The organism is Trinickia diaoshuihuensis (assembly GCF_003390925.1).
GTDB lineage: Bacteria > Pseudomonadota > Gammaproteobacteria > Burkholderiales > Burkholderiaceae > Trinickia > Trinickia diaoshuihuensis.
In genome coordinates, this window is sequence record NZ_QUBS01000033.1 from 171,005 (window position 1) to 194,920 (window position 23,916).

Here is a 23,916-nt window from a genome sequence, read left to right on the forward strand (position 1 = left end):
GGCTCGAAACGCCACCATCGTTCAATCGCGCGAGCCGCGATTCTTTAGCTGGTCGAGCAGCACGGCCGCGAGCAGGATCGCGCCGCGCACGAGATATTGATAGAACGCGTCGATGTTCAGCAGGTTCATGACGTTCTCGACCGTGCCCATGATCAGCACGCCTATCACGACGCCCGAAATCGTCGCGCGGCCACCGAGCAGCGACACGCCGCCGAGCACGCAGGCGGAGATGACGTTCAGTTCGAAGCCTTCGGCGGCGTTCGGCTGCCCCGAGGTGATACGCGAAGCGAGAATCACGCCGGCCAACGCCGTCACGGCGCCTTGCACCAGGAAGATCACGACGCGCGTGCGCTCGACGTTGATCCCGGCCAGCCGCGAGGCTTCCGGATTACCGCCGATCGCGAGCGTGTTGCGGCCATAGACGGTTTGGTTCAGCAAGACGCCGAACGCGATGAAGCACACGAGCGTGACCCAAATCGGCAGCGAGACGCCGAAGAGCGTCAGCCCGCCGAGCGCGATGAACGTATCCGACGATACGCCCACGGCCTGCCCATGCGAAACGATGAAACCGAGGCCGCGGACGATTTCCATCGTCGCCAGCGTCGTAATCAACGCGTTGATGCGCAGATAGGCGATGACGGCACCGTTCACCCAGCCGATCACCGACCCGGCGGCCACCGCCGCCACGATCGCGAGGAACGTGTTGTTCGTCGCATTGAGCACCATCGCGCACAGCACGCCCGCGAACGCCACCGTGGAGCCCACGGACAAATCGAAGTCGCGCGACGCAAGACAGAACATCATCGTGCACGCCACCATGCCGATCTGCGAAACCGACAGCGCGAGACCGAGCATGTTGTCGATCGAGAAGAAGTGATCGACGGTCAGCGACGTCGTCACGAACATGACGGCGAAAATCAAAATGAGGCTGTATTCGGTGACCTGCTGCCACCACTTTTGCCGATCGTTCGGCTGCGGGATCAACGCTTCGGCCGCGCGCTTGGCGCCTGCCTCGACGAGGTTTTCTCTTGCTTGCATGTCCTGACTCCTTCACCGTCGTTCGCGACGGGTTTTCGTTTCTTTGGTTCCGTGTCCGGCTCCGCGCGCTTTACACCGCTTTACGCCGCTTCGCGCGCCGCGCGTCCGCCCTGCGGCAGGGCCAGTTCCAAGAGGGCCGGCTCGCTGGCCTCGCCACGCGCGAGTTCGCCCGAGATCCGTCCCTCGCGCATGACCACGATGCGATCCGAGACGCCGAGCACCTCGGGCAACTCGGACGACACCATCACCACGGCGCAGCCGCGCTCGGCCAGTTCGTAGATGACGTTGTAGATCTCGTGTTTCGCCCCGACGTCGATCCCGCGCGTGGGCTCGTCCAGAATGACGACCTTCAGGTCGGGCTCGGCGAGCCAACGCGACAAAATCGCCTTTTGCTGGTTACCGCCCGAGAGCAAGCGAATCTTCTGCCGCCGGCTGGGCGTCTTGATCTTGAGCAGCTTGATGAAGCGATCGGCCGTTTCCGCCTCTTTCTTCCGATTGAGGAACAGACCGGCGCGCAACTCGTGGCGGCGGCAACTGATATTGATGTTCTCGGCCACCGACGCCATGGCGACGATGCCCTCTTCCTTGCGGTCCTCGGGACACAGCACGATGCCCTGCCGAATCGCATGCGTGGGGCTTTTCACGTCGGTGGGCGCGCCGTCGAGCGTCAGTTGTCCGCCGCGCCGTTTCTCGGCGCCGTACACGAGCCGCATCAATTCGCTGCGCCCCGCGCCGACGAGCCCGAAAAAGCCGAGGATCTCACCCGCGCGCACCGAAAAACTCGCGGGCGCGGCAAGTCCGTGGCCTTCGACCGCCTCGACGGCCAGCCTGACCTCGCCTTGCCGGCGCGGCCGATACCCGTAGATGTCGGTGATTTCGCGCCCGACCATCTCTTTCACGATCGTGTCGCGCTTGACTTCGGCGAGCGACGGATGCGACGTCACTTTGCGGCCGTCGCGGAAAATCGTACAAGCGGTACACAGCTCGTAGATCTCGTCCATCCGGTGCGAGATGTAGATGAGCGCACGGCCGTCGGCCTGCAATTCGCGCACGAGCTTGAACAGCACTTCGGTCTCGCGGTGCGAGAGGGAGCTCGTCGGCTCGTCGAGCGCGATTACGCGCGCGTTGCGCAGCAATGCCTTGCAGATTTCCACCATCTGCCGCTGCGCGATCGACAAGCGCCCGAGCCGCGCATTGGGGTCGAGATCGACGCCCATCTGCGCAAGCCGTTCCTGCACGAAGCGCTTGGCGCCGCGCTTGTTCACCCACCCGAACGCGCTCGGCAACCGGCCGAGCAGCAGATTTTCCGTCACCGTCAAATCGGGAACGTACTGCAGCTCCTGGTGAATCACCGCGACGCCCGCCGCGATCGAGGCAGCCGCGCTCGGAAAGCGCACTTCCTTGCCGTCCATCAAGATGCGGCCCGAGTCCGGCTGATACTCGCCGCCCAAGATCTTGAGCAGCGTCGACTTGCCCGCGCCGTTTTCGCCCATGAGACCGTGCACCTGGCCCGCATCCACTTCGAAGGACACGCCGTCGAGCGCGCGCACGCCCGGAAACACCTTGCCGATATTGTCAAATCGCAACGTTGCTGACATCTCACCTATCCTCGTACTGAAGGGTCGCCCGGGCCGGCGCGCGGCCGGCCCGGCATGCCGCGCCGCTTACTTCGCGGCGAGCCCCATCTCTTCACGCACCTTCGCTACGTTCTCTCGCGTGGCGAGCATCCCGGTGGTGAGCGTGAGCAGCGGCGGCTCCTTGCCCGTCGTGATCCACTTGTACATATCTTCCGACGTCTCGTCGCCATGGCGCTTCGGGCTGATGATGACCGAGCCGAAGAAGCCCGTCGGTTGCGGCTTCTTGAATTCGTTCAGCGCCGAATCCGAGCCGCCGATACCGATGCCGATCATGTTGTCGGCCTTGAAGCCGCGGCTCTCCGCCGCGCGCACGGCGCCGAGCACCGCTTCGTCGTTCAGGCCGTATGCCACCCAGTGCTTGAACTGCGAATTTTTCGTGATGGCGATATTGGCCGCGTTGAAGGCGTTTTCGGTGTCGGTCTTCGCTTGCGGAGCGGCGATGATGTTCGCCTTCGGGAAACCCGAGGCGAGGAGCACGTCGGTCGCGCCTTGCGTGCGATCGTGCGCCGTCGGCAGTTGCTCATAGGTCACGTCGATCGCGCCGACATCCTTCATGTCCCAGCCGCGCTTCTTGATTTCGTCGACGATCCCTTTGCCGACTTGCTGACCGATGTTGTACGCCGAGATGCCCATGTGCGGCACGCTCGCGATCGGCTTGCCGCTGCCGTCCACGAGGCGGTCGTCGACCGTCATCATCTTCAGCCCGTCGGCCTTCGCCTTCGCGACGATTCCGGGCCCGAGCTTCACGTCGGGCGTGCAGATGATGAAGCCTTGCGCCTGCTGGGCGTGCAGGTTGTCGATTGCGCTCATGACCTTTTCGCCGGAGGTCGCGCCGATCTTCACGAGCGTGAAGCCGTCGCGCTTCGCGGCCATTTCGGCGAACTTCCATTCGTCTTGGAACCAAGGCTCCTCAGGCTGCTTCACGAGGAAACCGATCTTGACCGGATCGGCGGCTTGCGCGGCGGGCACGCCTGCAACCATCGTCGTCACCGCGGCAGCGACGAGCGTGAGGAAAATTTTGCGCTTCATGAGGTTTGTCTCCTGTCTGATTGAGCGTTCGGCCGCCTTGTCTATATCGGATGACTCACGCGGCCAGTGCGCCATCCGGTTTGCGATTCCCGCGCGAGGCTGCCCGCGCGGCGTGCAAATCCATTCTTCCCGCTTATCGTGTCAGTCGTGGTAGAGCGCCGTGCGCCCTCCGTCGATCGTGATGCATGTGGCATTGATGAACGGCGCCTCGTCCGATGCGAGAAAAACGGCCGTCATCGCCACTTCGTCCGGTTGCGCGATGCGCTTCATCGGCTGCAACGCCATCGTCGCTTCGCGCGCGGCCGCGGGGTCCGGCTGCGCGTTCCACCAATCGTGCGTCAGTTGCGTCTCGACATAACCGGGCGCGATCGCGTTGACGCGCACTTGCCGTGCCGCGTATTCGATCCCGAGCGCACGTGTCAGACCGAGTACGCCGTGCTTGGCGACCGGATACGGAAAACACCCCGGGATGATTTGAAACGCATGCGACGACGCGATGTTTACGATGCTGCCGCGCCCGCGCTCCACCATCCCCGGCAGCACGGCTTTACATCCGTTCCAAACCCCGTCGAGATCGACTGCGAAGCAGCGCCGCCAGTCGTCGTCGCTCATCGTCAGCGGATCGCAAAATACATTGATGCCGGCGTTATTCACGAGCACGTCGATGGGACCGAAGGCATGCTCGGCCGCATCGCGTGCATCGCAGACGGACGCAGGCCGCGTCACGTCGGTCTGCACGGCGAGCACGCGCGCGCCGGGCGTATCGGCCGCGATCCGTTCGGCGGCACGACGCGCCGCCTCGAGATCGAGTTCGGCCAGCACGGTCGCCGCGCCTTCGCGCGCGAAGGCACGCGCGATCGCCTCGCCGATGCCGCGGCCGGCCCCGGTGACGATGGCGACCTTGCCCGCGAGCCGGTTCACCGTTGCGCCCCCGGGCGCACTTTGCGCCAAGCCTCGATGAATGCGCGCGCATGCGCCGCTGTCGTGTCCACGTCTTGCCCGGCGCGATAGAGCGCCGAACCGAGACCGAACCCGCTCGCGCCCGCGGCCACGAACGTGCCCATGTTCTCGGGCGTTATGCCGCCCACCGGCACGAGCGGAACGCGTTTAGCGATCACCGCGCGCCACGCCTTCACGACATGGGCACCCAACTGCTCCGCGGGAAACATCTTGAGCACGTCGGCGCCGCTAGCAAGCGCCGCGAACGCCTCCGTCGGCGTGGCCACGCCCGGTGCGCAGGCCATTGCCTTTTCCTTGGCAGCCCGAATGACTTCCGTGTCGCCGTGGGGCATGACGACGAGTTCGCCGCCGGCCTGCGCCACGGCTTCGACGAATGCCGGCCGCAACACGGTCCCCGCGCCGACGATCGCATCGTCCGGCAGCGCCTTGCTCAATGCGGCGATGCTGGCGAGCGGATCGGGCGAATTGAGCGGCACCTCGACGATACGGAATCCGGCGTCGTACAGCGCCCGGCCATGAGCGACCACTTCGCCGGGCGTAATGCCGCGCAAAATCGCGATCAACCCGCATGACTCGAAGGCGGCGATGAAGCGCGCGTGGGGCTGGTAAGGCTTCGGTAGATCGAATTCAGTTTGCATATCGAACGGCCTAATTCATGGAGCTTGCTAACAATTCATCGGTTGCCGGCGCCCACCTGGGCGCGTCAACTTGCCGGTGCCGCCGCGCGACGCTGCACGAGCCCCGCCTGGGTCGCGATGCGCCACAATCCGCATTCGGCGGCGCCCTCGACCACGCTCGCCTGCCGGCAGCCGAACTCGGCCAGCGCGAGCCGATAGCGCTCGCACAGCGCGGCGCTGCCGATCAAGCGCGGCGCCTCGTCGGCCAGGGCGGCGCCGCGCGACTCGATGAGCGCGGCAAGTCCGCTCAACTCATGTCCGATCAACAGTCCCGACAGGTAGTCGGGCTGCTGCTCGCCGCTGAGCGCGCCGGTCAGCCCGAGCGTGCGCGTGCTGAAGATCGTCGCCAAAAGCCCCGCGTGCTGCGCATGCTTGGCGACCGTGACGCCGCGCAAAAAGGCTTGCGTGTCGGGTTCGACGGGCTCGACCATCGTGCGTCCGAGGATCGTGTGTTCGCGCAAGGCGCCATAAAGCTCGCCCGTCATAAACGTATGGAACGACTCGATGCGCTCGCCGCGCACGACGGCCCATTTCGCATGCGTGCCCGGCAAGCCCACGAGCGTGCGCGCGGTCGCGGCGATCGCGTCGCTCGCCAGCGCGCCGACGATCTGCGTTTCCTCGCCGCGCATGACGTTCGGCAACTCGCCGCGTTCGATCACACCCGGTACGATGCGCACGCTGACGCCGCGCGAGGTCGCGACGTGCACGATGCCGGCCACGAGCGCGGAGGCATCGGCCGGCACGTCGACATAGGGCGCTTCGCGCCAGCCTTGCGCGCTGCCCACCATGCCGGCGGCGATCACAGGCAAGTGCGGCGATGCGTCGAGCCATGCGCCGCATGCGGCTTCGAAAGCGGCATCGAATCCGCCCGGCTGCGGCAAGCGCATGATCCCCTCGCTCGATGCGCGCGAGTCCACGACGGTGCCGAGCGCATCGAACAGATAGGCGCGCATGGCGGTAGTGCCCCAATCGAGCCCGATTAGGGCCGGTTGCGCGGTGACGGCTTGCACAGCGCTCATCGTTTGATACGGCGCCCGCCGGGCGCGACGTAACCGAGTTCTTCGGAAATCGCGCGCGCTTCGCGCTGCACGATCGGCACCAATTCATCCATACGTTCGAGCGGCATATAAGGGACCGTGCTGGCCACGGAAACGGCGGCGATGATCATTCCGGACGCGTCGCGGATCGGTGCGGCGACGCAGCGAATCGACACCTCGTTTTCCTCGAGGTCGAACGCATAACCGGCCGCGGCGTAGCGGACCATCTTTTGCAGGAACATCGGTTTGTCGGGGCGCGCATCGTGGCTGAAGCGCTCGCTCGTGCCCGAGCGGCGGGCCGCGTCGTAAAGCACGCCCCACGTTTGCGGCGACAGATCGAGCATCAGCGCCTTGCCGATACCCGTGCAGGCAAGCGGCATGTGATGGCCCAGCGCCGAGCGCATTTCGAGCCCGCGCTTGCCGCCGATCTTGTCGATGTAAAGGACATCGTCACCGTCGCGGACGCCGAGATGGATCGTATCGAGCGTCTCGTCCGACAAGCGCTCGAGATGCGGACGGGCCACGGCGGTCAACGGCATCTGCTCGAGCGCGATCGTGCCCAGTTCGATGAGCTTGGGTCCGATGAAATAGCCGTTCGAGCCCGCGCGCAGATAGCGCGCTTGAACGAGGCTGCTCACGAGACGGTGGGTGGTGCTGCGCGTCGTACCGAGCGCCGCGGCGAACGCGCGCATATCGCGCGCGCCGTTCGCGCATGCCTCGATGATCGCCAGGCCGCGCAGCAGCGTTTGCGTGCCCGCCTGCGATTCGTTGATTTCGAGCGGCGAGCCCGTGATCGGCAATGGCTCGGGGGCGGAGCGACCCGGTTCGCGGTCTTGAGCATCGGCCATCGACGGAGGATGGGCCAGGTCGTTTTCAGGGGCAATCATCGGGGGCGTCTCCTTGCAGGTGAGATGCTTCGCTCTCGAATCGCTTCAATGGGTAAGGCATCACGCGGCCTTCTCGACCGCTCGCGACGAATTGTAGGCACGCCTTTCGTCTTCATCCAACATTTGAATGACCTGCTCATATAGTGAGATTTCCGCGCATTGGTGCGATCGTGGCAAGATGCGTGGCGGCACTCGCCCATTCCCCGTCCCCCGATAAGGATCGACCCATGAAGCCCATCATCAATCTGGCCGACGTCGAACTGTCCCCGTTGCCGCCCGGCATGGCGCCACCCGAATCGATGGCCGATCGCTACGCGCCGCGCATGGGCGCGATCGGCGCGCGAATCGGCGCCCAAAAACTCGGCTATAACGTGACGGCGCTGGCGCCGGGCAAGCGGGCCTTTTCGTTTCATAACCACCGGGTCAACGAAGAGATGTTTTTCGTGCTGCAGGGCACGGGAGAAGTGCGCATCGGCGATGCGGTGCATCCGATCCGCGCGGGCGACGTGATCGCCTGCCCGCCCGGCGGCGCCGAGACGGCGCATCAGATCGCGAATACGGGCGACGTCGAATTGAAATACCTTGCGGTGAGCACGAAGATGATGCCCGAGATCGCCGAATATCCCGATTCGGGCAAGTTCGGCATTCTTGCGGAATTCGCAGGCGCCCCCGGCGAACGGCCGAGAGGGTTCCGATTCGTATCACGCGAGAGCGAAAGCGCGTCCTATTGGGAGGACAACTGACCGTCGAGCGCCGCTCTCGGCTATCGCGCGATGAGGGTGATCAGCGCGGCAACTCGGCGGCGCCCATGCGGCGTGCGATGACGGCCGAGCGCTGCGCGAGATAAGGCGACGAGCGGTGCCCATCGAAGTAGCGCGGATTCGGCAGCATGACGGCGAGCCGGGCCGCTTGCCAAGCGGTCAATTGCGATGCGGCGCACCGGTAGTAGTAGCGCGAGGCCGCCTGTGCGCCGTACACGCCGTTGCCCCACTCGACCGAATTCAGATAGATCTCGAAGATGCGCTCTTTATCGAGCAGCGTTTCGAGCATCCAAGTGATGATGAGTTCCTGCCCCTTGCGCAGATAGCTCTTTTGCCGCGAGAGAAACAGGTTGCGCGCGAGCTGTTGCGAGATGGTCGAACCGCCGGCCACGATTTTGCCGCGCTTCTTGTTCTTCTCCCATGCCTGCAGGATCGCGTCGGTCTCGTAACCGTTGTTGTTGACGAAGTTCGCGTCCTCCGACGCAATGATCGCACGCTTCAGATTCCGAGAAATGCGATCGTAGGGGACCCATTCATGTTGGATCGTTAGATCGGGACGATCCTGGGCGAGGCGCCAGGCATCGGCGCGCATGAACGCCGTCGAACCCGGGTCGACCCTACTCCACCATGCAATCTGCCCGAAGTAATAGGCTTGCGTGGCGACCCAAGCAAAGGCGCCGACGCCGACGACATAGAGCAGCCAGCCGCCGGCGCCTCTCCCCGTTCTTTTTTTCGTTTTCGTCATCGATGCGTCTCGACTATGCGCAAGCGCGCCGTCTCCCCTTACGTCGACGCCCCTAAGCCGGCGTAGCCAACATCGCGCGCAGTTCGGCCAAGACCGGCGCGCTCGCGGGACTCACACCGCGCCAAATACGGAACGATTCGGCCGCTTGCTCGACGAGCATGCCGAGCCCATCGGAGGTTTTGGCCCCAAGCGAGCGCGCATGCCGCATGAAAACCGTGGGTTGCGCGCCGTACATCATGTCGTAGGCGAGCGTATTCGGGCCGAATGCCCGGGGATCGCATTCCGGCACCTCGGCCGTCAACGAGCCGGCCGTGGCGTTGACGATCACGTCATAGGGCGCCGGCTCCACCGCTTCGGGCGCGCCGCCCGACAATGCGCAGCCGGCCTCTCGCGCGGCTTGCCCGAACTGCTGCGCGAGCGCCTCCGCCTTGGACGCCGTGCGATTGACGATCGTGAGCAAACGCGGACCGCGTTCGAGGATCGGCAGCACTGCGCCGCGTGCCGCGCCGCCCGCGCCGAGCAGCAAGATGCGGGCACCGGCGAGATCGACTTTTAGATTCGTTTCGATATCGGTGACGAGGCCGATGCCGTCGGTGTTCTCGCCGTAAATGCCGTCGTTATCGAACCGTAGCGTGTTGACGGCACCCGCCGCCGCGGCGCGCGGCGACAGGCGATCGGCCAACGCATACGCTTGCAGCTTGAACGGCACCGTGACGTTGAGCCCCCGGCCGCCCGCCGCGACGAACGCGCGCACGGTATCTTCGAAACCGTCCACGGGCGCGAGCAAGCTCCGGTATTCGATTCGCTCGCCCGTTTGCTCGGCGAAGCGTGCGTGGATGACCGGCGATTTGCTATGCGCGATCGGGTTGCCGATCACCGCATACAAGTCGTAACCCGCTTGCGCGGGTGCGATGGACGCAGCGTTCGAGGACGACGGACCGTTCGTTGCGCTCATTGCGCCACCTGCGTGGGTTGGGCCGTGCCGTCCTGGGCGTCCGGCGCGTTTTCCTCGCGCTCGGCGCCAAGCGCCTCCGATCCGCCCGCCGCGCTGCCCGGCTCGGCGTCCTCCGCACGCGCCTCCTCCTCGCTCTCAGCCGACGCATCGGCGGACTCGACGAATTCGCCTTCGTCCTCCTCGGCCGCCAGTGCATTCGCGCCCGGCGCATCGAGCACGCGAATGGGCCGCACGGACGCCTCGACCGTCAACTCGTCGACCGACATCACCTCGAGCACGATACGCGTGCCGCGCGCATGCACGCCGAGCCCCGGCACGTGCAGCAGCAGCGGCACTTCCTCGAGCCGCACGAGATCGCCCTTCACGACGGCCGCGACCACTTCCTTCTTGTTTTCCTGCGTGAGCCAACGCAGGCACCAGAAATACTCCATGCGCCGTTGGTGATCGGCATAGGCCGTATAGGTATCGTCGAAGCCCTGGACGACCGCGAACAAATCGGCATCCTTTGGTTTGAACGGCGCGACGAGCTTGGCGGCCACGCCGTGCTGGACGCAGGCGAGCAATTGCCATTGATTGACGAGGTCGACATAGCGGCGCAGCGGCGACGTGCTCCACGCGTACTGCGCGACGCCAAGCCCCTCGTGCGGCGCCGCGCTCGTTTGCATGCGCGTGCGCTTGGGACCCGCCGCGGCAAACGTGCGCTGGGTGCGGTAGATGCCGGGCACGCCGTGGTCGTGCAGCAGCGCGCCCCACGTCGAATTAGCCAAGATCGCGAGTTCGGCGACGATCAAGTCGAGCGGCGAGCCGCGCCGGCGCGGCGTGATCGTCACGTGTTCGCCGTCCACGTAGAAGTTGTAATCGGTGTTGCCCGGCACTTCGCGGCGCAAGCCGTATCCCGCCCGCGCCGCTTGACGTTTTTCGAACAGCGCCTGCGCGAGCGGCCACAGCAACGCGATTTCTTCCTTGTGCGGGTACTCGCCGCTGCCCGCGGCGAGCGCTTCCTCGGTGACCTCGGCGTCGAGCGTGTTGTGGCGCAAATTGCTCTTCACATACACCCGCTCGGCGCGCGTTTCGGTGGCGACGATTTCCTGCGTCTCGCGATTGACGATGATGTAAAGCGAAAGCGCGGGGCGCAGGCCGCCCTCCTTCAGCGTGAAGACCTCGACGACCTCATCGGGCAGCATCGTGATCTTGTCGCCCGGCATATAGACGGTCGACAGGCGCGCGCGCGCGATCGCATCGACGGCGTCGCCGCGCACGATCCCGAGCGCCGGGGCCGCGATATGGATCCCGACGCGCACGCGATCGTCGGCCAGCAGTTCCACGGAGAAAGCATCGTCGATCTCGGTCGTCGTGATGTCGTCGATCGAAAATGCCTCGGCGTGCGCCGTCGGCAGATCCTCGGGCACGGGGCCCGGCGTCACGGGCGGGAAACCCGTGCCATGCGGGAAGTATTCCGATAGAAACTTGGCTTCGTGCAGCGCGCGGGCCGAGGCAATGCCGCCGCACTCGAGCATGAGCCGCGCCTGCGAGATACCGCGCGCGGCGGCGGCGCCTTCGAGCGCCTTGTATTCGATCGAATTTTTGTCGGGCTTCGTCAGCAACGTGAGCGCCTTGCCGCGCAGCGCCTCGGGCAAGCGGCCGGCCTTGAGCTCTTCCTCGTATTCGGCCTGCACGAGCGCCTGCTGACGCTTGCGCTCGAGCGCCGCGAGCGCCATCTTCAACTGCTCTTCGGGCGCCCGCTGATATTGCCCGCGCCCCTTGCGACGAAAGTAAACGGGGGCGCCTTGCATGCGCAGCACGAGCGCGGCGCGCTCGACGGGTCCCGACTGCTGGCCGAAATACTCTCCGGCCAGCGCGGCGAACGGAAATTCGTCGGCTGGCGCGCACTCCCACAAGAAGTCGAGATCGATCTGCTGGGCGCATGCATCGGCTTGCTGCAGCAGTTCGGCCGCGCTCGGCTTATCGAACTCGATCAGCACGTCTTTCGCGCGCACCTTGGTGCGCCGGCCGCCCGGCAATTCGACCTGCAACGCATCGCCTTGGCGCGACAGCACGCTGCCCGCCTTCAAACCGCCTGATTCCTCAAAGAAAACGTTCACTCGACACTCTCATTACGAATTTGGCTCTCACGGCAAGTGTGCGCCGCAAACTGCGCACCCACCGCGAATCGATATTGTTCGGTTGCGCGGCCACGGATCGCTTTGCCTCCGTGCGCCGCAGCCGTGCTAGGAGCGGCCGGCCTCGGGGATGCCGCAAAACGCGAGGACGTCGTCGACGTAGCCGGCGAATTCGCTGATCGCGTGATCGCTGCCGCTGATCAGTTTCGTCTCGGCACCGGGGTAATGCGCGAGCATTTCGCGGTAGTCGAGCACCTCGTCGCCCGTGGCGGCGATCAAATAATAGCGTTCCGGCCGCGTGATCGACGCGACGCGCAACGTTTCGAGTTCGCTCAGATGATGCGGCTCGACGACGATGCTGCCGCCGCCGTGCCATAACGGCTGTTCGCCCAGATAGGCGGACAAATCGCGCTGCGGCAAAACAGCCGGGTTCAGCAAGACGGCGCGCCACCCATGCTTTTCGGCTAGATAAGTGGCGAAGTAGCCGCCGAGCGAGCTTCCGATTACCGTGACTTCATCGGCTGCCACGCCCGCCACTTGCGCTTGCGCGACAGCGACGGCTTCGAGCGGAGAGACCGGCAGCATCGGACACCGCCACTCGCTTTGCCGGCCAAGCTCGGCCATGCGCGCGGCGACGAGCCGGGCCTTGAACGATTGCGGCGACGAACGAAAGCCGTGCAGATAAAGGATCACGCGCCGCCTTTCGCGCGCGAACCCAACGCGTCGAGCAATTTTTGATGGACGCCGCCGAATCCGCCGTTGCTCATTACGAGCACCTGATCCCCGGGGCGCGCGGCCTGGGCGACGGCGGCGACGAGCGCATCGAGATCGCTGAAGGCGAGCGCCTTCTCGCCGAGCGGCGCCAGTGCCTCGCTCAGATCCCAGCCCAGCGCATCGCGTCCCGTGGGCGCGCCGTAACCGAATACGAGGTCGGCCCCGGCAAGGCTCTTGGGCAGTTGCGCCTTCATGACGCCGAGCTTCATCGTATTGGAGCGTGGCTCGAGCACGGCCAGAATGCGCGTGCGCTCGCCGCCCACGCGCGCGCGCAAGCCGGCGATCGTCGTTTCGATGGCCGTCGGGTGGTGAGCGAAGTCGTCGTAGACAGTGACGCCATCCACGCTGCCGCGTACCTCCATGCGCCGCTTGACGTTGCGGAACGCGCCGAGCGAGCGCGCAGCCTGCGCCGGCGGCACGCCGACATGGCGCGCCGCGGCGATCGCGGCCAATGCATTGAGCCGGTTGTGCTCGCCCTGCACTTGCCAGTCGACCAAGCCCACCCGCTCACCGCGCCAATACACCGCGAAGCGCTCGTCGATAGGCTCGCCGTCGGCCGCGGGCAGCGCGCTCCAGCCGCCGTCCACGCCGAAGCGCTCGACCTCGCTCCATACGCCGCGCGCCAGGACGCGCTCGAGCGCGGACTCGCGCCCGTTGACGACGAGACGGCCGAGCGACGGAACCGTACGCACGAGGTGATGAAATTGCGTCTCGATCGCGCCTAGATCGGGGAAGATATCGGCGTGATCGTATTCCAAGTTATTCAAAATGGCCGTACGCGGGCGGTAGTGCACGAATTTCGAACGCTTGTCGAAGAACGCCGTGTCGTATTCGTCCGCCTCGATGACGAAGAAATTCGAATCGGTCAGCCGGGCCGACACGCCGAAATTCAGCGGCACGCCGCCGATCAAAAATCCCGGGTTGAGCCCCGCGTCTTCGAGCAGCCACGCGAGCATCGAGCTCGTCGTCGTTTTGCCGTGCGTACCGGCAACGGCCAATACCCATTTGCCCGCGAGCACGTGTTCGCCGAGCCATTGCGGACCCGAGACGTACGGCAAGCCGCGATCGAGAATCGCTTCCATGAGCGGATTGCCGCGCGAAACGACGTTGCCGACGACGAACAAATCGGGCTTCAGATCGAGTTGCTCGGCGCCGTAGCCTTCGACGAGGGTAATGCCTTGCGCCTCGAGTTGCGTGCTCATCGGCGGATAAACGCCGGCGTCGCAGCCGGTCACGGTATGTCCCGCGCCGCGCGCGAGCACCGCGAGGCCGCCCATGAATGTGCCGCAGATGCCGAGGATGTGGATGTGCATAAAAACTGTCTGCTCGTGCCGCGCTTGCCGCGAGTGCATGGTGGGAACGCGAACGCCGGGCGGGCGAGCCGCGTGAGGCCCGCTATTGTACCCGACGCGCTAGCGTCAGCCGGGCGCAGCGGGCGGGTCCGGGCGATCGAGTATGATTGGCGGATGGTGCGCAAAACTTTTGTCGATCCGCAACGCGTGCGGGATGAAATCGCGATGGCGGCGGCTCGCTTGATCGCGGAGGAAGGGCTCGACTATGCCAGCGCGAAGCGCAAGGCCGCGCGGCAAGTAGTCGGTCAGACGCGCGTCGCGGGGGAATGGCTGCCCGACAATGATCAGATCGAAGAAGAAATCCGCGAATATCAGGCGCTGTTTCAAGCCGAGACCCAACCGGCCGTGCTGCGCCGGTTGCGCGAAATCGCGCTCGAGTGGATGCGGCGCCTCGCGCCGTTCAATCCCTATTTGACGGGCGCCGTACTGAACGGTACGGCCGGCGAGCATTCCGACATTCACTTGCAGATGTTCTGCGACAACCCGAAGGAAGTCGCCATTTATCTGCTCAACGCGAACGTGCAGTACGACGTCTCCGAAACGCACCACTTCGGGGGGCGCGGCGACGTCGAAACGCTGAGCTTTCTATGGCGCGGCACCCGCGACGAGGCGCCGGTGGGCATCCATATCGCGCTATATGATACGGACGACCTGCGCGGGGCCGTGCGCGCCGATGCTCGCGGCCGCGCGCCGCGCGCCAATGCCGAGGCCGTCCAAGCCCTACTCGCCGGCGACGACGCCGCGCCGCTCGCGAACTGAGCGCCGGCCGGCACCGACTCGACTCTTTATTTATTAGATAGAGACATGAATACGAAAGCCACATTAGCCGTTGCGGCGGTTGCGATCGTCGCGGCTGCTTTAGGGGTGGGCGCGCGGCAATGGCTGCACGGCAACGCCCGGTCCACCGCCCCCGCCGCGCAGCAGGCACAGGGCGAATCTGCGGCCCCGCAGGCGGCGGCGCCGACCGGCGACGCCGTTGCGCAATTGATGGATGCGGCATTGCAGGACGTGTCCGGCAAGCCTCAAACGCTCGCGCCCTATAAAGGGCGCGTCCTGGTCGTCAATTTTTGGGCTTCTTGGTGTGCCCCGTGCGTGGCGGAAATGCCCGAACTCGTGCGGCTTCATGACGCCTATGCCGGCAAGGGCGTCCAGTTCGTGGGAATCGGGGTCGATTCCGAGCAAAACATTCAGAACTTCCTTAAGAAAGTGCCCGTCGACTACCCGATTCTCGTCAGCGGATTCGGCGGCGCCGACCTGGCGCGCAGTCTCGGCAACTCCGCCGGCGCTTTACCGTTTACGGTCGTAATTGACGCTAACGGCGTCGTACGGTCGACAAAATTGGGACAAGTCGCGCCGACCGAATTGCGCAGGACGCTCGACGCGCTTTGATGGCCAAACCGCATATGAGGGCGGATCGCGTCGGAATGTTGGAAAATACCGGACGGTTAGCCGACGTTATGGCAAATCTCCCCGCCCACGTAGTAAAAAATACCGCCTCGAATCGCCACTTTTTCATTCGCCGCTAGACAAGTTTTGACAATTGGCGATAAAGTGCGCGCAATTCCGCGGAAACAGAAGCGAACCATGAGACGATTGCTGGTACTGCACGGTCCGAACCTCAACCTGCTGGGTACGCGGGAACCCGAGGTGTACGGTCACGTTACGCTGGCGCAGATCGATCAAGCGCTCATGGCTCGCGCGCAGGAAGCAGGCGTGCAATTGCTGACGTTCCAGAGCAATCACGAAGGTCAGCTCGTCGACCGCGTGCAGGCCGCGCGGGCGGAGGCGGTCGAGTTCGTCTTGATCAATCCCGCCGCCTACACGCATACCAGCGTCGCTTTGCGCGATGCGCTGGCGGGCGTCGGCATCCCGTTCGTCGAGATTCATCTGTCGAACGTGCATCGCCGAGAGCCGTTCAGGCATCACTCGTACTTTTCCGATTTGGCCGAAGGGGTCATCTGCGGGCTCGGTTGGAAAGGCTATCTGTACGGGCTCGAGTACGCGCTCGAGCGGCTCGTGCAGCAAAGCGCGCGCGGTTGATTTCAGAACATCAAATCGGCGCCGGCCCGAGCCGGCGCCCAACGCATTGAACAAGGGGATTCCCTATGGATCTACGTAAGCTGAAAACTTTGATCGACCTCGTCTCTGAATCGGGCATTTCCGAACTCGAGGTGACCGAGGGCGAAGGCAAAGTCCGCATCGTCAAGAATGCGCCGCCGGTTTACGTACAGCAACCCGCCTCGTATGCGCCGCCGCTCACGGCAGCCGCCCCCGCGGCCGGCGCGGGCGCGCTCGAGCAAGCCCCCGTCGCCAGCGCGGCGCCGGCCGCCGCCGCACAAGGTCACGTGATCACCTCGCCGATGGTCGGCACGTTCTACCGCTCCCCCTCGCCGGGCGCCGATCCGTTCATCCAGGTGGGCGATACGGTCAAGGAAGGCCAGACGCTGTGCATCATCGAAGCGATGAAGCTGCTCAACGAAATCGAAGCCGACAAAGCCGGCGTCGTGAAGGAAATCCTTATCGAAAACGGCCAAGCCGTCGAATACGGCCAGCCGCTTTTCGTCATCGGCTGATCGCAAAGCGGGCCCGAGCGCGATTCGCCGTCTCGGGCATACCCCGTTTAGCTCGAATGCCGTGCGCCGCCCAAGTTCGCGGCCCCACGACGCACGAGCTCTTTAATGCGTCGAACCATCGCCATGTTTGAAAAAATCCTCATTGCCAATCGCGGCGAAATTGCGTTGCGCATCCAGCGCGCATGCCGCGAACTCGGCGTCAAAACGGTCGTAGCCTATTCGACCGCGGACAAGGACGCCAAGTACGTGAAGCTCGCCGACGAAGCCGTCTGTATCGGACCGGCCCCGTCGCCGCAGAGCTACCTGAACATGCCCGCGCTCATTAGCGCGGCCGAAGTCACGGATGCCGAAGCGATCCACCCCGGCTACGGCTTCCTGTCGGAAAACGCCGATTTCGCCGAACGCGTCGAGCAGTCGGGCTTCGCCTTCATCGGCCCGCGCCCGGAAACGATTCGCCTCATGGGCGATAAAGTTTCCGCCAAGCAGACGATGATCAAGACGGGCGTGCCGTGCGTGCCGGGCTCCGAAGGCGCCTTGCCCGAAGACCCGAAAGAGATCGTCAAGATCGCGCGCTCGATCGGCTATCCCGTCATCATCAAGGCCGCGGGCGGCGGCGGCGGGCGCGGCATGCGCGTCGTGCATACCGAGGCGGCGCTCGTGAACGCCGTGAACATGACCCGCGAGGAGGCCGAGCGTGCGTTCGGCAACCCGCAGGTCTATATGGAGAAGTTCCTCGAGAATCCGCGCCACGTCGAAATCCAGGTGCTCGCCGATTCGTTCAAGAACGCGCTCTGGCTCGGCGAGCGCGACTGCTCGATGCAGCGCCGCCACCAGAAAGTGATCGAGGAGGCGCCCGCGCCCGGTATCGCCCGTCGTCTCATCGAACGCATCGGCGATCGCTGTGCCGACGCGTGCAAGAAGATGGGCTACCTCGGCGCCGGTACGTTCGAGTTCCTGTACGAGAACGGCGAGTTCTACTTCATCGAAATGAACACGCGCGTGCAGGTCGAGCACCCGGTGACGGAGCTGATCACGGGCATCGACATCGTGCAAGAACAGATCCGGATCGCCGCCGGCGAGAAGCTCTCGATGCGCCAACGCGATATCGTGTTCCGCGGCCATGCGATCGAGTGCCGCATCAACGCCGAGGATCCGTTCCGCTTTACGCCGTCGCCGGGCCGGATCACGTCGTGGCACACGCCCGGCGGCCCGGGCATTCGCGTCGATTCGCACGCGTACAATGGGTATTTCGTTCCGCCGAACTACGATTCGATGATCGGCAAGCTGATCGCTTACGGCGCCACGCGCGAGCAAGCGATCCGCCGCATGCGCATCGCGTTGTCCGAGATGGTCGTGGAAGGCATTCAGACGAACATTCCGCTGCATCGCGAACTGATGCTCGACGGCGGCTTCGTCGAAGGCGGCACGAGCATCCATTACCTCGAACACCGGCTCGCGGAAAAGCAGCAAGCCGCGCCGGAAGAGGCCTGAGTGCCAGCCATGAGCTATCGGGAACTGATCGTCGAACTCGACCGGACGCGCGCCGAAGCGCTGTCCGACGCGCTCATGGATCTGGGAGCGCTATCGGTATCGGTGGAGGACGCCGACGCCGATACGCCCGACGAGCAGCCTTTGTTCGGCGAGCCCGGTCTCACGCCCGAGCGCACGGCATGGCAGCACTCGCGCGTCGTCGCGCTGCTCGCGCCCGAGCAAGAGCCAGCCGTGCTCGCGGCGGCCGCGGCGAACGCGATCGGTTTGGCCGCCACGCCGCCGTTCGCTTTGCGTGAAGTACCCGAGCAAGACTGGGTGCGCCTCACGCAATCACAGTTCGAGCCGATCGCGATCGGCAAACGAATCTGGGTGGTGCCGTCTTGGCACGATGCCCCCGACCCCGATGCGCTGATTCTGGAACTCGATCCGGGGCTCGCCTTCGGTACCGGCAGCCATCCGACGACACGGTTGTGCATGGAGTGGCTCGAGCAAGCCGTCGCGCCGGGGCAATCGGTGCTCGATTACGGCTGCGGCTCCGGCATTTTGGCGATCCTCGCGCAAAAGTGCGGGGCGGCGCCTGTTGTCGGGGTCGATATCGATCCGCAAGCGGTCGAATCGGCTCGGCTCAATAGCGAGCGCAATCGCGCGGACGTGACCTATGCGCTGCCCGACGATTGCCCCGCCGGGCAATTCGATATCGTCGTGGCGAACATCTTGTCGAATCCGCTCAAACTGATGGCCTCGATGCTGTGCGCCAAGGTGAAAACAGGCGGACGCATCGCGCTTTCAGGCGTGCTGGCACGGCAGGCCGAGGAAGTGGCGGACGCTTACCGGCCGTGGATCGACATCGGCGTATGGCGGGAGCACGAAGGATGGGTCTGTTTGACGGGCGTGAAGCGCGCTGCCGAGCGCACGCCGGGAAACCATTAGAATAGCGCCTATCGATCGACGCACCGGTCCATCCCGGTCTCCCCGCTCACCATGGTTCTAGCCACCCGCTGTCCCCACTGCGAAACGGTTTTCCGCGTGCAGGAAGCATTGCTCGCGGCCTCCGGTGGGTTCGCACGTTGCGGACACTGCCAACAAGTTTTCGACGCTCGGCACAATCTGCTCGATCCCAACGCGGGCACGCAGCACGAACGGACGCCCGATGCGGATACGTTGCCGCCCGCGGCCGAACCGGGAGCGCAATCAGATGCGTCCGCTGACGCCGGCGCGCAGGCTCATGCTGCTGAGCAAGCGCGTCTGGCTGAAGAGGCGCGCGTTGCCGAAGAAGCTCGTGCTGCCGAAGAAGCTCGCGCTGCCGAAGAGGCTCGCGTTGCCGAAGAGGCTCGCGTTGCCGAAGAGGCTCGCGTTGCCGAAGAAGCTCGCGTTGCCGAAGAAGCTCGCGTTGCCGAAGAAGCTCGCGTTGCCGAGGAAGCTCGGGCCGCCGAAGAAGCTCGCGCTGCCGAAGAAGCTCGCGCTGCCGAAGAAGCTCGCGTTGCCGAGGAAGCTCGGGCCGCAGAAGAAGCTCGGGCCGCCGAAGAAGCTCGGGCCGCCGAAGAAGCTCGCGCTGCCGAAGAGGCTCGCGTTGCCGAGGAAGCTCGCGTTGCCGAGGAAGCTCGCGTTGCCGAGGAAGCTCGCGTTGCCGAGGAAGCTCGCCTCGCCGAAGAAGCTCGCCTCGCCGAAGAAGAGAAAGCGGCCGCCGAGGCTGAAGCCGCCGCGCACGCCGCAAGTCAGACACCTGCGCCATCCCCTGTCATCGAATCGCCCTCCCACGCGGAGCATACCGCGGCCGGTTGGGCGCCCGCGCGCGAACCGCATTGGGACGATGACGAACCGCACTTCAACCCAAGCGTGCCGCCGGAACCGGAGGTCGCCGACGACGAGCCTCACCTCGAGCCCCATCTGCGCGCGAGCCTGCAAGCGCAGGCCGAAGCGCCGGTCGAACCGCATTTGAGCGAAGCGCAATCGAGTATCCATGCAGCCGGCGTGCCGCCGATCTTCGCCGAGCCGCCGCAGTCCGACCCGCAAGAACGCCACTTCGCCATGACGCGCGAGGCGCGGGCCAAGACGCCGGGCCGAGCCCTTTGGTATGCCTTGGGCGGTATCGTCTCGATTGCGCTCGTCCTCGCCCTGATCGCACAGCTCGCATGGTGGCGCCGCGAAGCGGTGATGGTGTACTGGCCCGAATCGCAACCTTTGTTCGCGCGCGCATGCGCACAACTCGGTTGCCGGCTTTCTCCTCCGCGTGACATCGACGGGCTCCAGGTCGAAGCGTCCGACCTGCGTCAGGTGGACGGCCCGCACCGCTTGGAATTGCGCGTACCGCTGCGCAACCGTTACGGCATCGCCCTCGCCTTTCCGGCGATCGAGCTGACCTTGTTCGACGACAAGAACAACGCCGCGATCCGTCGCATCCTATGGCCGCAAGATTACGTGGCTCCGGGCACGGCGATCGCCGCCGGCTTGCCGGCGCATGCGACGCAGACGATGATCGTGCGGCTCGATTCCGGCAATACGGTCGCGACCAACTTCCGGGTCCAGATCTTTTATCCGTAGCGCATCCGGGCGCGGCCGCCTGGCGCGCGCGTGCCCACTATTTCGCACTTGCGACAACCTGAAACGAACATCCGGAGCTAATATGAGTCAAGTCACGCTGGGCGGCAACCCGATCGAAGTCGGCGGCGCATTCCCGTCCGTCGGCCAAAAGGCACCCGAGTTCTCGCTCGTCGGCAAGGACCTCAAGCCTGTCTCGCTTGGCGATTTCGCCGGCAAGCGCAAAGTGCTGAACATCGTCCCGAGCCTCGACACGCCGACGTGCGCCACGTCGACGCGTAAGTTCAACGAAGCGGCCGCCAAGCTGCAAAACACGGCCGTAATCGTGGTATCGGGCGACCTGCCGTTCGCGGCAACGCGCTTTTGCACGACCGAAGGCATCGAAAACGTCGTGACGGCATCGACGTTCCGCGGCCACGAATTCGCGCAAGCGTACGGCGTCGATATCAAGACGGGGCCGCTCGCCGGATTGACGGCGCGCGCCGTCGTGGTCGTCGACGAGAACGACAAAGTCGTTCACGCGGAACTGGTCGGCGAGATCAAGAACGAGCCGAACTACGACGCGGCGTTGAGCGCGCTCAAGTAATTCACCGCGCCATCGATTCGACGAAGCACGCCGCGCTGGGGCCTTAAGCGCGGCGTTTTCGTATAGCGCGTCCATAACAAACACGTATAGGAACTCTTGCCTTGGCTACGCTGATCTGCGGTTCGCTCGCATACGACAACATCATGACCTTCCAGGGCCGCTTCCGGGAGCACATTCTGCCCGAGCAGGTCCATATTCTGAACGTGAGCTTTCTCGTTCCGACGATGCGCCGCGAATTCGGCGGCTGCGCCGGCAATATCGGCTACTCGCTGAATCTGCTAGGCGGCGACGCGCGCATCATGGGTACGCTCGGCGAAATCGACGGCCACCTGTACCTCGACCGCATCAAGAGTCTCGGATTACGGACGGATCATGTCCGCATGGTGCCGGATGCTTATACGGCGCAGGCCATGATCACCACCGATCTCGATAACAATCAGATCGCCGCCTTCCATCCGGGTGCGATGATGCAATCGCACCTGAATCACGCCGACGAGGCCCAAGACATCACGCTCGCGATCGTCGCGCCGGACGGCTACGAGGGCATGGTGCAGCATACGGAAAAGCTGGCCGCCGCCGGCGTGCCGTTCGTATTCGATCCGGGTCAGGGTTTGCCGCTGTTCTCGGGCGAGGCGCTTAGGCGCGCGATTGAACTCGCCACTTATGTGGCGGTCAACGACTACGAGGCGAATCTCGTCAGCAATAAGACCGGTTGGGCGCTCGATGAGATTGCGCAGCGCGTCCAAGCACTGATCGTGACGCGCGGCGAACACGGCGCGCGAATCCATCACCGCGGCCAGACCGAGGACATTCCTGTCGTGCGAGCCTCGAAGATCGTCGATCCCACCGGATGCGGCGACGCATTTCGCGGCGGGCTGCTGTACGGTATCGAACGCGGTTACGATTGGGCGACGACGGGCCGTTTGGCCAGTCTGATGGGTTCGCTCAAGATCGAGCAAGCCGGCCCGCAGACGTACGCGCCGAGCGCCGAGGAAATAGATCAACGGTTCAAGCAGGCTTTCGGCTATAGCCTGCGGTAATACTTTAGTGGAGTCACAAACAATGAAAACGTCAGCTCGGGTCATGCTCGCGACGCTGCTGGTTGGTTCTGTGATGGTGACGGGGTGCGCTTATAACAGCAGTTCTCCCGACGTCTACACGGCCGGCCAAGCGCAGCGCGAGGAAACGGTTCGCTTCGGCACGGTCGAAAGCGTTCGCGCGGTAACCATCACGTCGAACGACGGCCAACCGAGCGGACTCGGCGCCCTCGGCGGCGGTGCGCTCGGCGCGGTTGCCGGCAGCGCGATCGGCGGCGGCAAGGGATCGATCGCAACGGCGATCATCGGCGGCCTCGCCGGTGCGGTGGCGGGCAACGCCGTGGAAAACGGTGTGGCCAAACGCTCGGGCGTGGAAATCACGGTACGGCTCGACAACGGCGATTTGCGCGCGATCACCCAAGCCGCGACGGGCGAACTGTTCCAAGCGGGCGACCGCGTTCGTCTGCTCTCGAGCGCCGGCGTGACGCGCGTCACGCACTAAGCTCATCTCGACATCGCGCTGGCGAGCGAGTAGGCCGCCTGCCAGCGCGATCCGGTCGAAGCGCTTCGATACGGCTTGTAGCAAACAAAAAAACCCCGCACGCCGGCGAACCGGCGGCGGGGTTTTTATATAGGTTAGTGCGCGAAAGCGGCCACGCGTGCCGCCTTCGTCACTGCCTCCTATTACGGACGGCTACCCGTCGGGAACGGCCAAGCAGCAGCCGGGTTCAGCGCGGTCTTCACGGTCGAGGCGGGAGCCGTCGATGCTGCGGCCGCAGGCGCAGCAGGGGCAGCGGGTGCGGCAGCGGCCTTCTTCGCCGCAGCCTTCTTAGCAGGCGCAGCCTTCTTCGCAGGCGCAGCTTTCTTAGCGGCAGCCTTCTTCGCAGGTGCAGCCTTCTTCGCAGCAGGAGCAGCCTTCTTCGCAGGCGCAGCCTTTTTCGCGGCAGCCTTCTTAGCAGGCGCGGCCTTCTTCGCCGGTGCGGCCTTCTTCGCAGCGACCTTCTTCACCGCGGCTTTCTTGGCCGGTGCGGCTTTCTTCGCCGCGACCTTCTTCACCGCCGCCTTCTTGGCCGGCGCTGCCTTCTTCGCAGCGACCTTCTTCACCGCGGCTTTCTTGGCCGGTGCCGCCTTCTTCGCCGCGACCTTCTTCACCGCGACTTTCTTGGCAGCAACCTTCTTAGCCGGTGCGGCCTTCTTCGCCGCAACCTTCTTCACTGCGGCCTTCTTCGCCGGAGCCGCTGCTTTCTTAGCCGGGGCTGCTTTCTTAGCGGCGGGTTTCTTCTTCGCTGTTGCCATTGTTTTCTCCTTCAGGTTTTCGGAAATGAGTAGTTCGAACTACACCCTTCTTCAAACCCGCTTCCCGCTGCGCGCCGGCGAAAATCATGACGGCGCGCGCTGCGAAGCGGGCTATTCATCGGCGTACGCAAAAACCTAGCGCTTACGCTAATGAATGCGGTAAGGCGTGCGGTACCCAAAGGCACAGCACGCCGGATCGAGTCGGCAGGCAAGCACTTGACGCTCGCCAAGCCCGATATTCGCTTGTGACAAGCCGGCGGCCATGCCGCCGGCTTTTTCAGGGGGTAGTTCGCCCATCCCACCGAAGGGTTCGCAAAGTGCCTGTCATGTTTGTGGGCGGTTTCGCCGCCGGGCACGCTTTGCATTAGGCGTTCTTGCTCCTTATCTTTTCCGCCGCGTCGTTTATCGCGGCGGCACCCCATC

26 protein-coding genes and 1 pseudogene are annotated in these 23,916 nt (G+C 64.7%); 12 read left to right on the top strand and 15 right to left on the bottom strand.

The window, feature by feature from the left end; translation table 11 throughout:
• Positions 1-21: 21 nt before the first annotated feature.
• The 7 genes from araH to DXT59_RS10015 form a co-directional block, all read right to left on the bottom strand.
• The gene (araH, locus tag DXT59_RS09985; RefSeq protein WP_116136738.1) at positions 22-1,038 is read right to left on the bottom strand and encodes an L-arabinose ABC transporter permease AraH; all 1,017 of its coding nucleotides are present in this window, start codon (positions 1,036-1,038) and stop codon (positions 22-24) included.
• A gap of 80 nt (positions 1,039-1,118) precedes the next feature.
• Entirely contained in the window at positions 1,119-2,636 is a 1,518-nt protein-coding gene (gene araG, locus DXT59_RS09990) for an L-arabinose ABC transporter ATP-binding protein AraG (protein ID WP_116136739.1), read from the bottom strand.
• A gap of 66 nt (positions 2,637-2,702) precedes the next feature.
• A complete protein-coding gene (locus tag DXT59_RS09995) occupies positions 2,703-3,704 on the bottom strand; it encodes an arabinose ABC transporter substrate-binding protein (RefSeq protein ID WP_116136740.1) in 1,002 nt (333 codons plus the stop codon).
• Positions 3,705-3,845: 141 nt separating this feature from the next.
• Positions 3,846-4,625 carry an SDR family oxidoreductase gene (locus DXT59_RS10000; protein WP_116136789.1) on the bottom strand — a complete coding sequence of 260 codons (780 nt, stop codon included), beginning with the start codon at positions 4,623-4,625 and terminating at the stop codon, positions 3,846-3,848.
• Entirely contained in the window at positions 4,622-5,302 is a 681-nt protein-coding gene (locus tag DXT59_RS10005; RefSeq protein ID WP_116136741.1) for a 2-dehydro-3-deoxy-6-phosphogalactonate aldolase, read from the bottom strand. Before DXT59_RS10005 ends, DXT59_RS10000 begins: the two co-directional genes overlap by 4 nt.
• A gap of 65 nt (positions 5,303-5,367) precedes the next feature.
• Positions 5,368-6,360, bottom strand: coding sequence for a 2-dehydro-3-deoxygalactonokinase (locus DXT59_RS10010; RefSeq protein ID WP_116136742.1), 993 nt, complete (start codon positions 6,358-6,360; stop codon positions 5,368-5,370).
• The gene (locus DXT59_RS10015; protein WP_116136743.1) at positions 6,357-7,226 is read right to left on the bottom strand and encodes an IclR family transcriptional regulator; all 870 of its coding nucleotides are present in this window, start codon (positions 7,224-7,226) and stop codon (positions 6,357-6,359) included. The genes DXT59_RS10010 and DXT59_RS10015 overlap by 4 nt, the downstream gene beginning before the upstream one ends.
• Before the next feature lie 266 nt (positions 7,227-7,492).
• Between DXT59_RS10015 and DXT59_RS10020 the strand changes: the two genes are divergently transcribed.
• On the top strand, positions 7,493-8,008 hold the full coding sequence (locus tag DXT59_RS10020; protein ID WP_116136744.1) for a cupin domain-containing protein: 516 nt from the start codon (positions 7,493-7,495) through the stop codon (positions 8,006-8,008).
• 40 nt (positions 8,009-8,048) lie between these two features.
• Here the strand turns inward: DXT59_RS10020 and mtgA are convergent, their stop codons facing one another.
• The 5 genes from mtgA to mpl all read right to left on the bottom strand — a co-directional run bounded on the left by mtgA (position 8,049) and on the right by mpl (position 13,972).
• Complete coding sequence (mtgA, locus tag DXT59_RS10025; RefSeq protein ID WP_116136745.1) at positions 8,049-8,771, bottom strand: monofunctional biosynthetic peptidoglycan transglycosylase; 723 nt, start codon at positions 8,769-8,771, stop codon at positions 8,049-8,051.
• A gap of 52 nt (positions 8,772-8,823) precedes the next feature.
• On the bottom strand, positions 8,824-9,726 hold the full coding sequence (aroE, locus tag DXT59_RS10030) for a shikimate dehydrogenase (RefSeq protein ID WP_116136746.1): 903 nt from the start codon (positions 9,724-9,726) through the stop codon (positions 8,824-8,826).
• Entirely contained in the window at positions 9,723-11,828 is a 2,106-nt protein-coding gene (locus DXT59_RS10035) for a ribonuclease catalytic domain-containing protein (protein ID WP_116136747.1), read from the bottom strand. The genes aroE and DXT59_RS10035 overlap by 4 nt, the downstream gene beginning before the upstream one ends.
• Positions 11,829-11,954: 126 nt before the next feature.
• On the bottom strand, positions 11,955-12,539 hold the full coding sequence (locus DXT59_RS10040; protein ID WP_116136748.1) for a YqiA/YcfP family alpha/beta fold hydrolase: 585 nt from the start codon (positions 12,537-12,539) through the stop codon (positions 11,955-11,957).
• Positions 12,536-13,972: a UDP-N-acetylmuramate:L-alanyl-gamma-D-glutamyl-meso-diaminopimelate ligase gene (mpl, locus tag DXT59_RS10045; RefSeq protein ID WP_420823381.1), complete on the bottom strand. Its 1,437-nt coding sequence runs from the start codon at positions 13,970-13,972 to the stop codon at positions 12,536-12,538. Before mpl ends, DXT59_RS10040 begins: the two co-directional genes overlap by 4 nt.
• 114 nt (positions 13,973-14,086) lie before the next feature.
• Between mpl and DXT59_RS10050 the strand changes: the two genes are divergently transcribed.
• The 7 genes and pseudogenes from DXT59_RS10050 to DXT59_RS31565 all read left to right on the top strand — a co-directional run.
• A complete protein-coding gene (locus DXT59_RS10050; protein ID WP_116136749.1) occupies positions 14,087-14,731 on the top strand; it encodes a UDP-N-acetylmuramate--alanine ligase in 645 nt (214 codons plus the stop codon).
• A gap of 45 nt (positions 14,732-14,776) precedes the next feature.
• Complete coding sequence (locus DXT59_RS10055; RefSeq protein WP_116136750.1) at positions 14,777-15,361, top strand: TlpA family protein disulfide reductase; 585 nt, start codon at positions 14,777-14,779, stop codon at positions 15,359-15,361.
• Positions 15,362-15,556: 195 nt separating this feature from the next.
• On the top strand, positions 15,557-16,012 hold the full coding sequence (aroQ, locus tag DXT59_RS10060; RefSeq protein ID WP_116136751.1) for a type II 3-dehydroquinate dehydratase: 456 nt from the start codon (positions 15,557-15,559) through the stop codon (positions 16,010-16,012).
• A 65-nt stretch (positions 16,013-16,077) separates the two neighbouring features.
• Positions 16,078-16,545, top strand: coding sequence for an acetyl-CoA carboxylase biotin carboxyl carrier protein (gene accB / locus DXT59_RS10065; protein WP_116136752.1), 468 nt, complete (start codon positions 16,078-16,080; stop codon positions 16,543-16,545).
• Positions 16,546-16,668: 123 nt separating this feature from the next.
• Entirely contained in the window at positions 16,669-18,036 is a 1,368-nt protein-coding gene (gene accC, locus DXT59_RS10070) for an acetyl-CoA carboxylase biotin carboxylase subunit (protein WP_116136753.1), read from the top strand.
• Between the two features lie 9 nt (positions 18,037-18,045).
• Entirely contained in the window at positions 18,046-18,966 is a 921-nt protein-coding gene (prmA, locus tag DXT59_RS10075) for a 50S ribosomal protein L11 methyltransferase (RefSeq protein ID WP_116136754.1), read from the top strand.
• Between the two features lie 51 nt (positions 18,967-19,017).
• Positions 19,018-19,125 (top strand): annotated as a pseudogene (locus DXT59_RS31565) (MJ0042-type zinc finger domain-containing protein); the annotation flags it as partial.
• Positions 19,126-19,227: 102 nt separating this feature from the next.
• On the opposite strand, the gene DXT59_RS31115 reads toward DXT59_RS31565, so the two are convergent.
• Positions 19,228-19,803, bottom strand: coding sequence for a hypothetical protein (locus DXT59_RS31115; protein WP_240324459.1), 576 nt, complete (start codon positions 19,801-19,803; stop codon positions 19,228-19,230).
• 69 nt (positions 19,804-19,872) lie between these two features.
• Here DXT59_RS31115 and DXT59_RS31120 point away from each other — a divergent pair, with 69 nt between their 5' ends.
• From DXT59_RS31120 to DXT59_RS10095, 4 genes are all read left to right on the top strand, one after another.
• Positions 19,873-20,577: a DUF3426 domain-containing protein gene (locus tag DXT59_RS31120; protein WP_240324460.1), complete on the top strand. Its 705-nt coding sequence runs from the start codon at positions 19,873-19,875 to the stop codon at positions 20,575-20,577.
• 82 nt (positions 20,578-20,659) lie between these two features.
• Positions 20,660-21,160, top strand: a complete 501-nt coding sequence (tpx, locus tag DXT59_RS10085; protein WP_116136756.1) for a thiol peroxidase — start codon at positions 20,660-20,662, stop codon at positions 21,158-21,160.
• A gap of 101 nt (positions 21,161-21,261) precedes the next feature.
• A complete protein-coding gene (locus DXT59_RS10090; RefSeq protein ID WP_116136757.1) occupies positions 21,262-22,200 on the top strand; it encodes a carbohydrate kinase family protein in 939 nt (312 codons plus the stop codon).
• Positions 22,201-22,222: 22 nt separating this feature from the next.
• Positions 22,223-22,699 (top strand): outer membrane lipoprotein, encoded by a 477-nt coding sequence (locus tag DXT59_RS10095; RefSeq protein ID WP_116136758.1) that lies wholly within the window; start codon positions 22,223-22,225, stop codon positions 22,697-22,699.
• A 182-nt stretch (positions 22,700-22,881) separates the two neighbouring features.
• On the opposite strand, the gene DXT59_RS10100 is transcribed toward DXT59_RS10095, so the two are convergent.
• Both DXT59_RS10100 and DXT59_RS31125 read right to left on the bottom strand, forming a co-directional pair.
• On the bottom strand, positions 22,882-23,493 hold the full coding sequence (locus DXT59_RS10100; protein WP_116136759.1) for a histone H1-like DNA-binding protein: 612 nt from the start codon (positions 23,491-23,493) through the stop codon (positions 22,882-22,884).
• 11 nt (positions 23,494-23,504) lie between these two features.
• A complete protein-coding gene (locus DXT59_RS31125; RefSeq protein WP_116136760.1) occupies positions 23,505-23,858 on the bottom strand; it encodes a hypothetical protein in 354 nt (117 codons plus the stop codon).
• Positions 23,859-23,916: the final 58 nt, after the last annotated feature.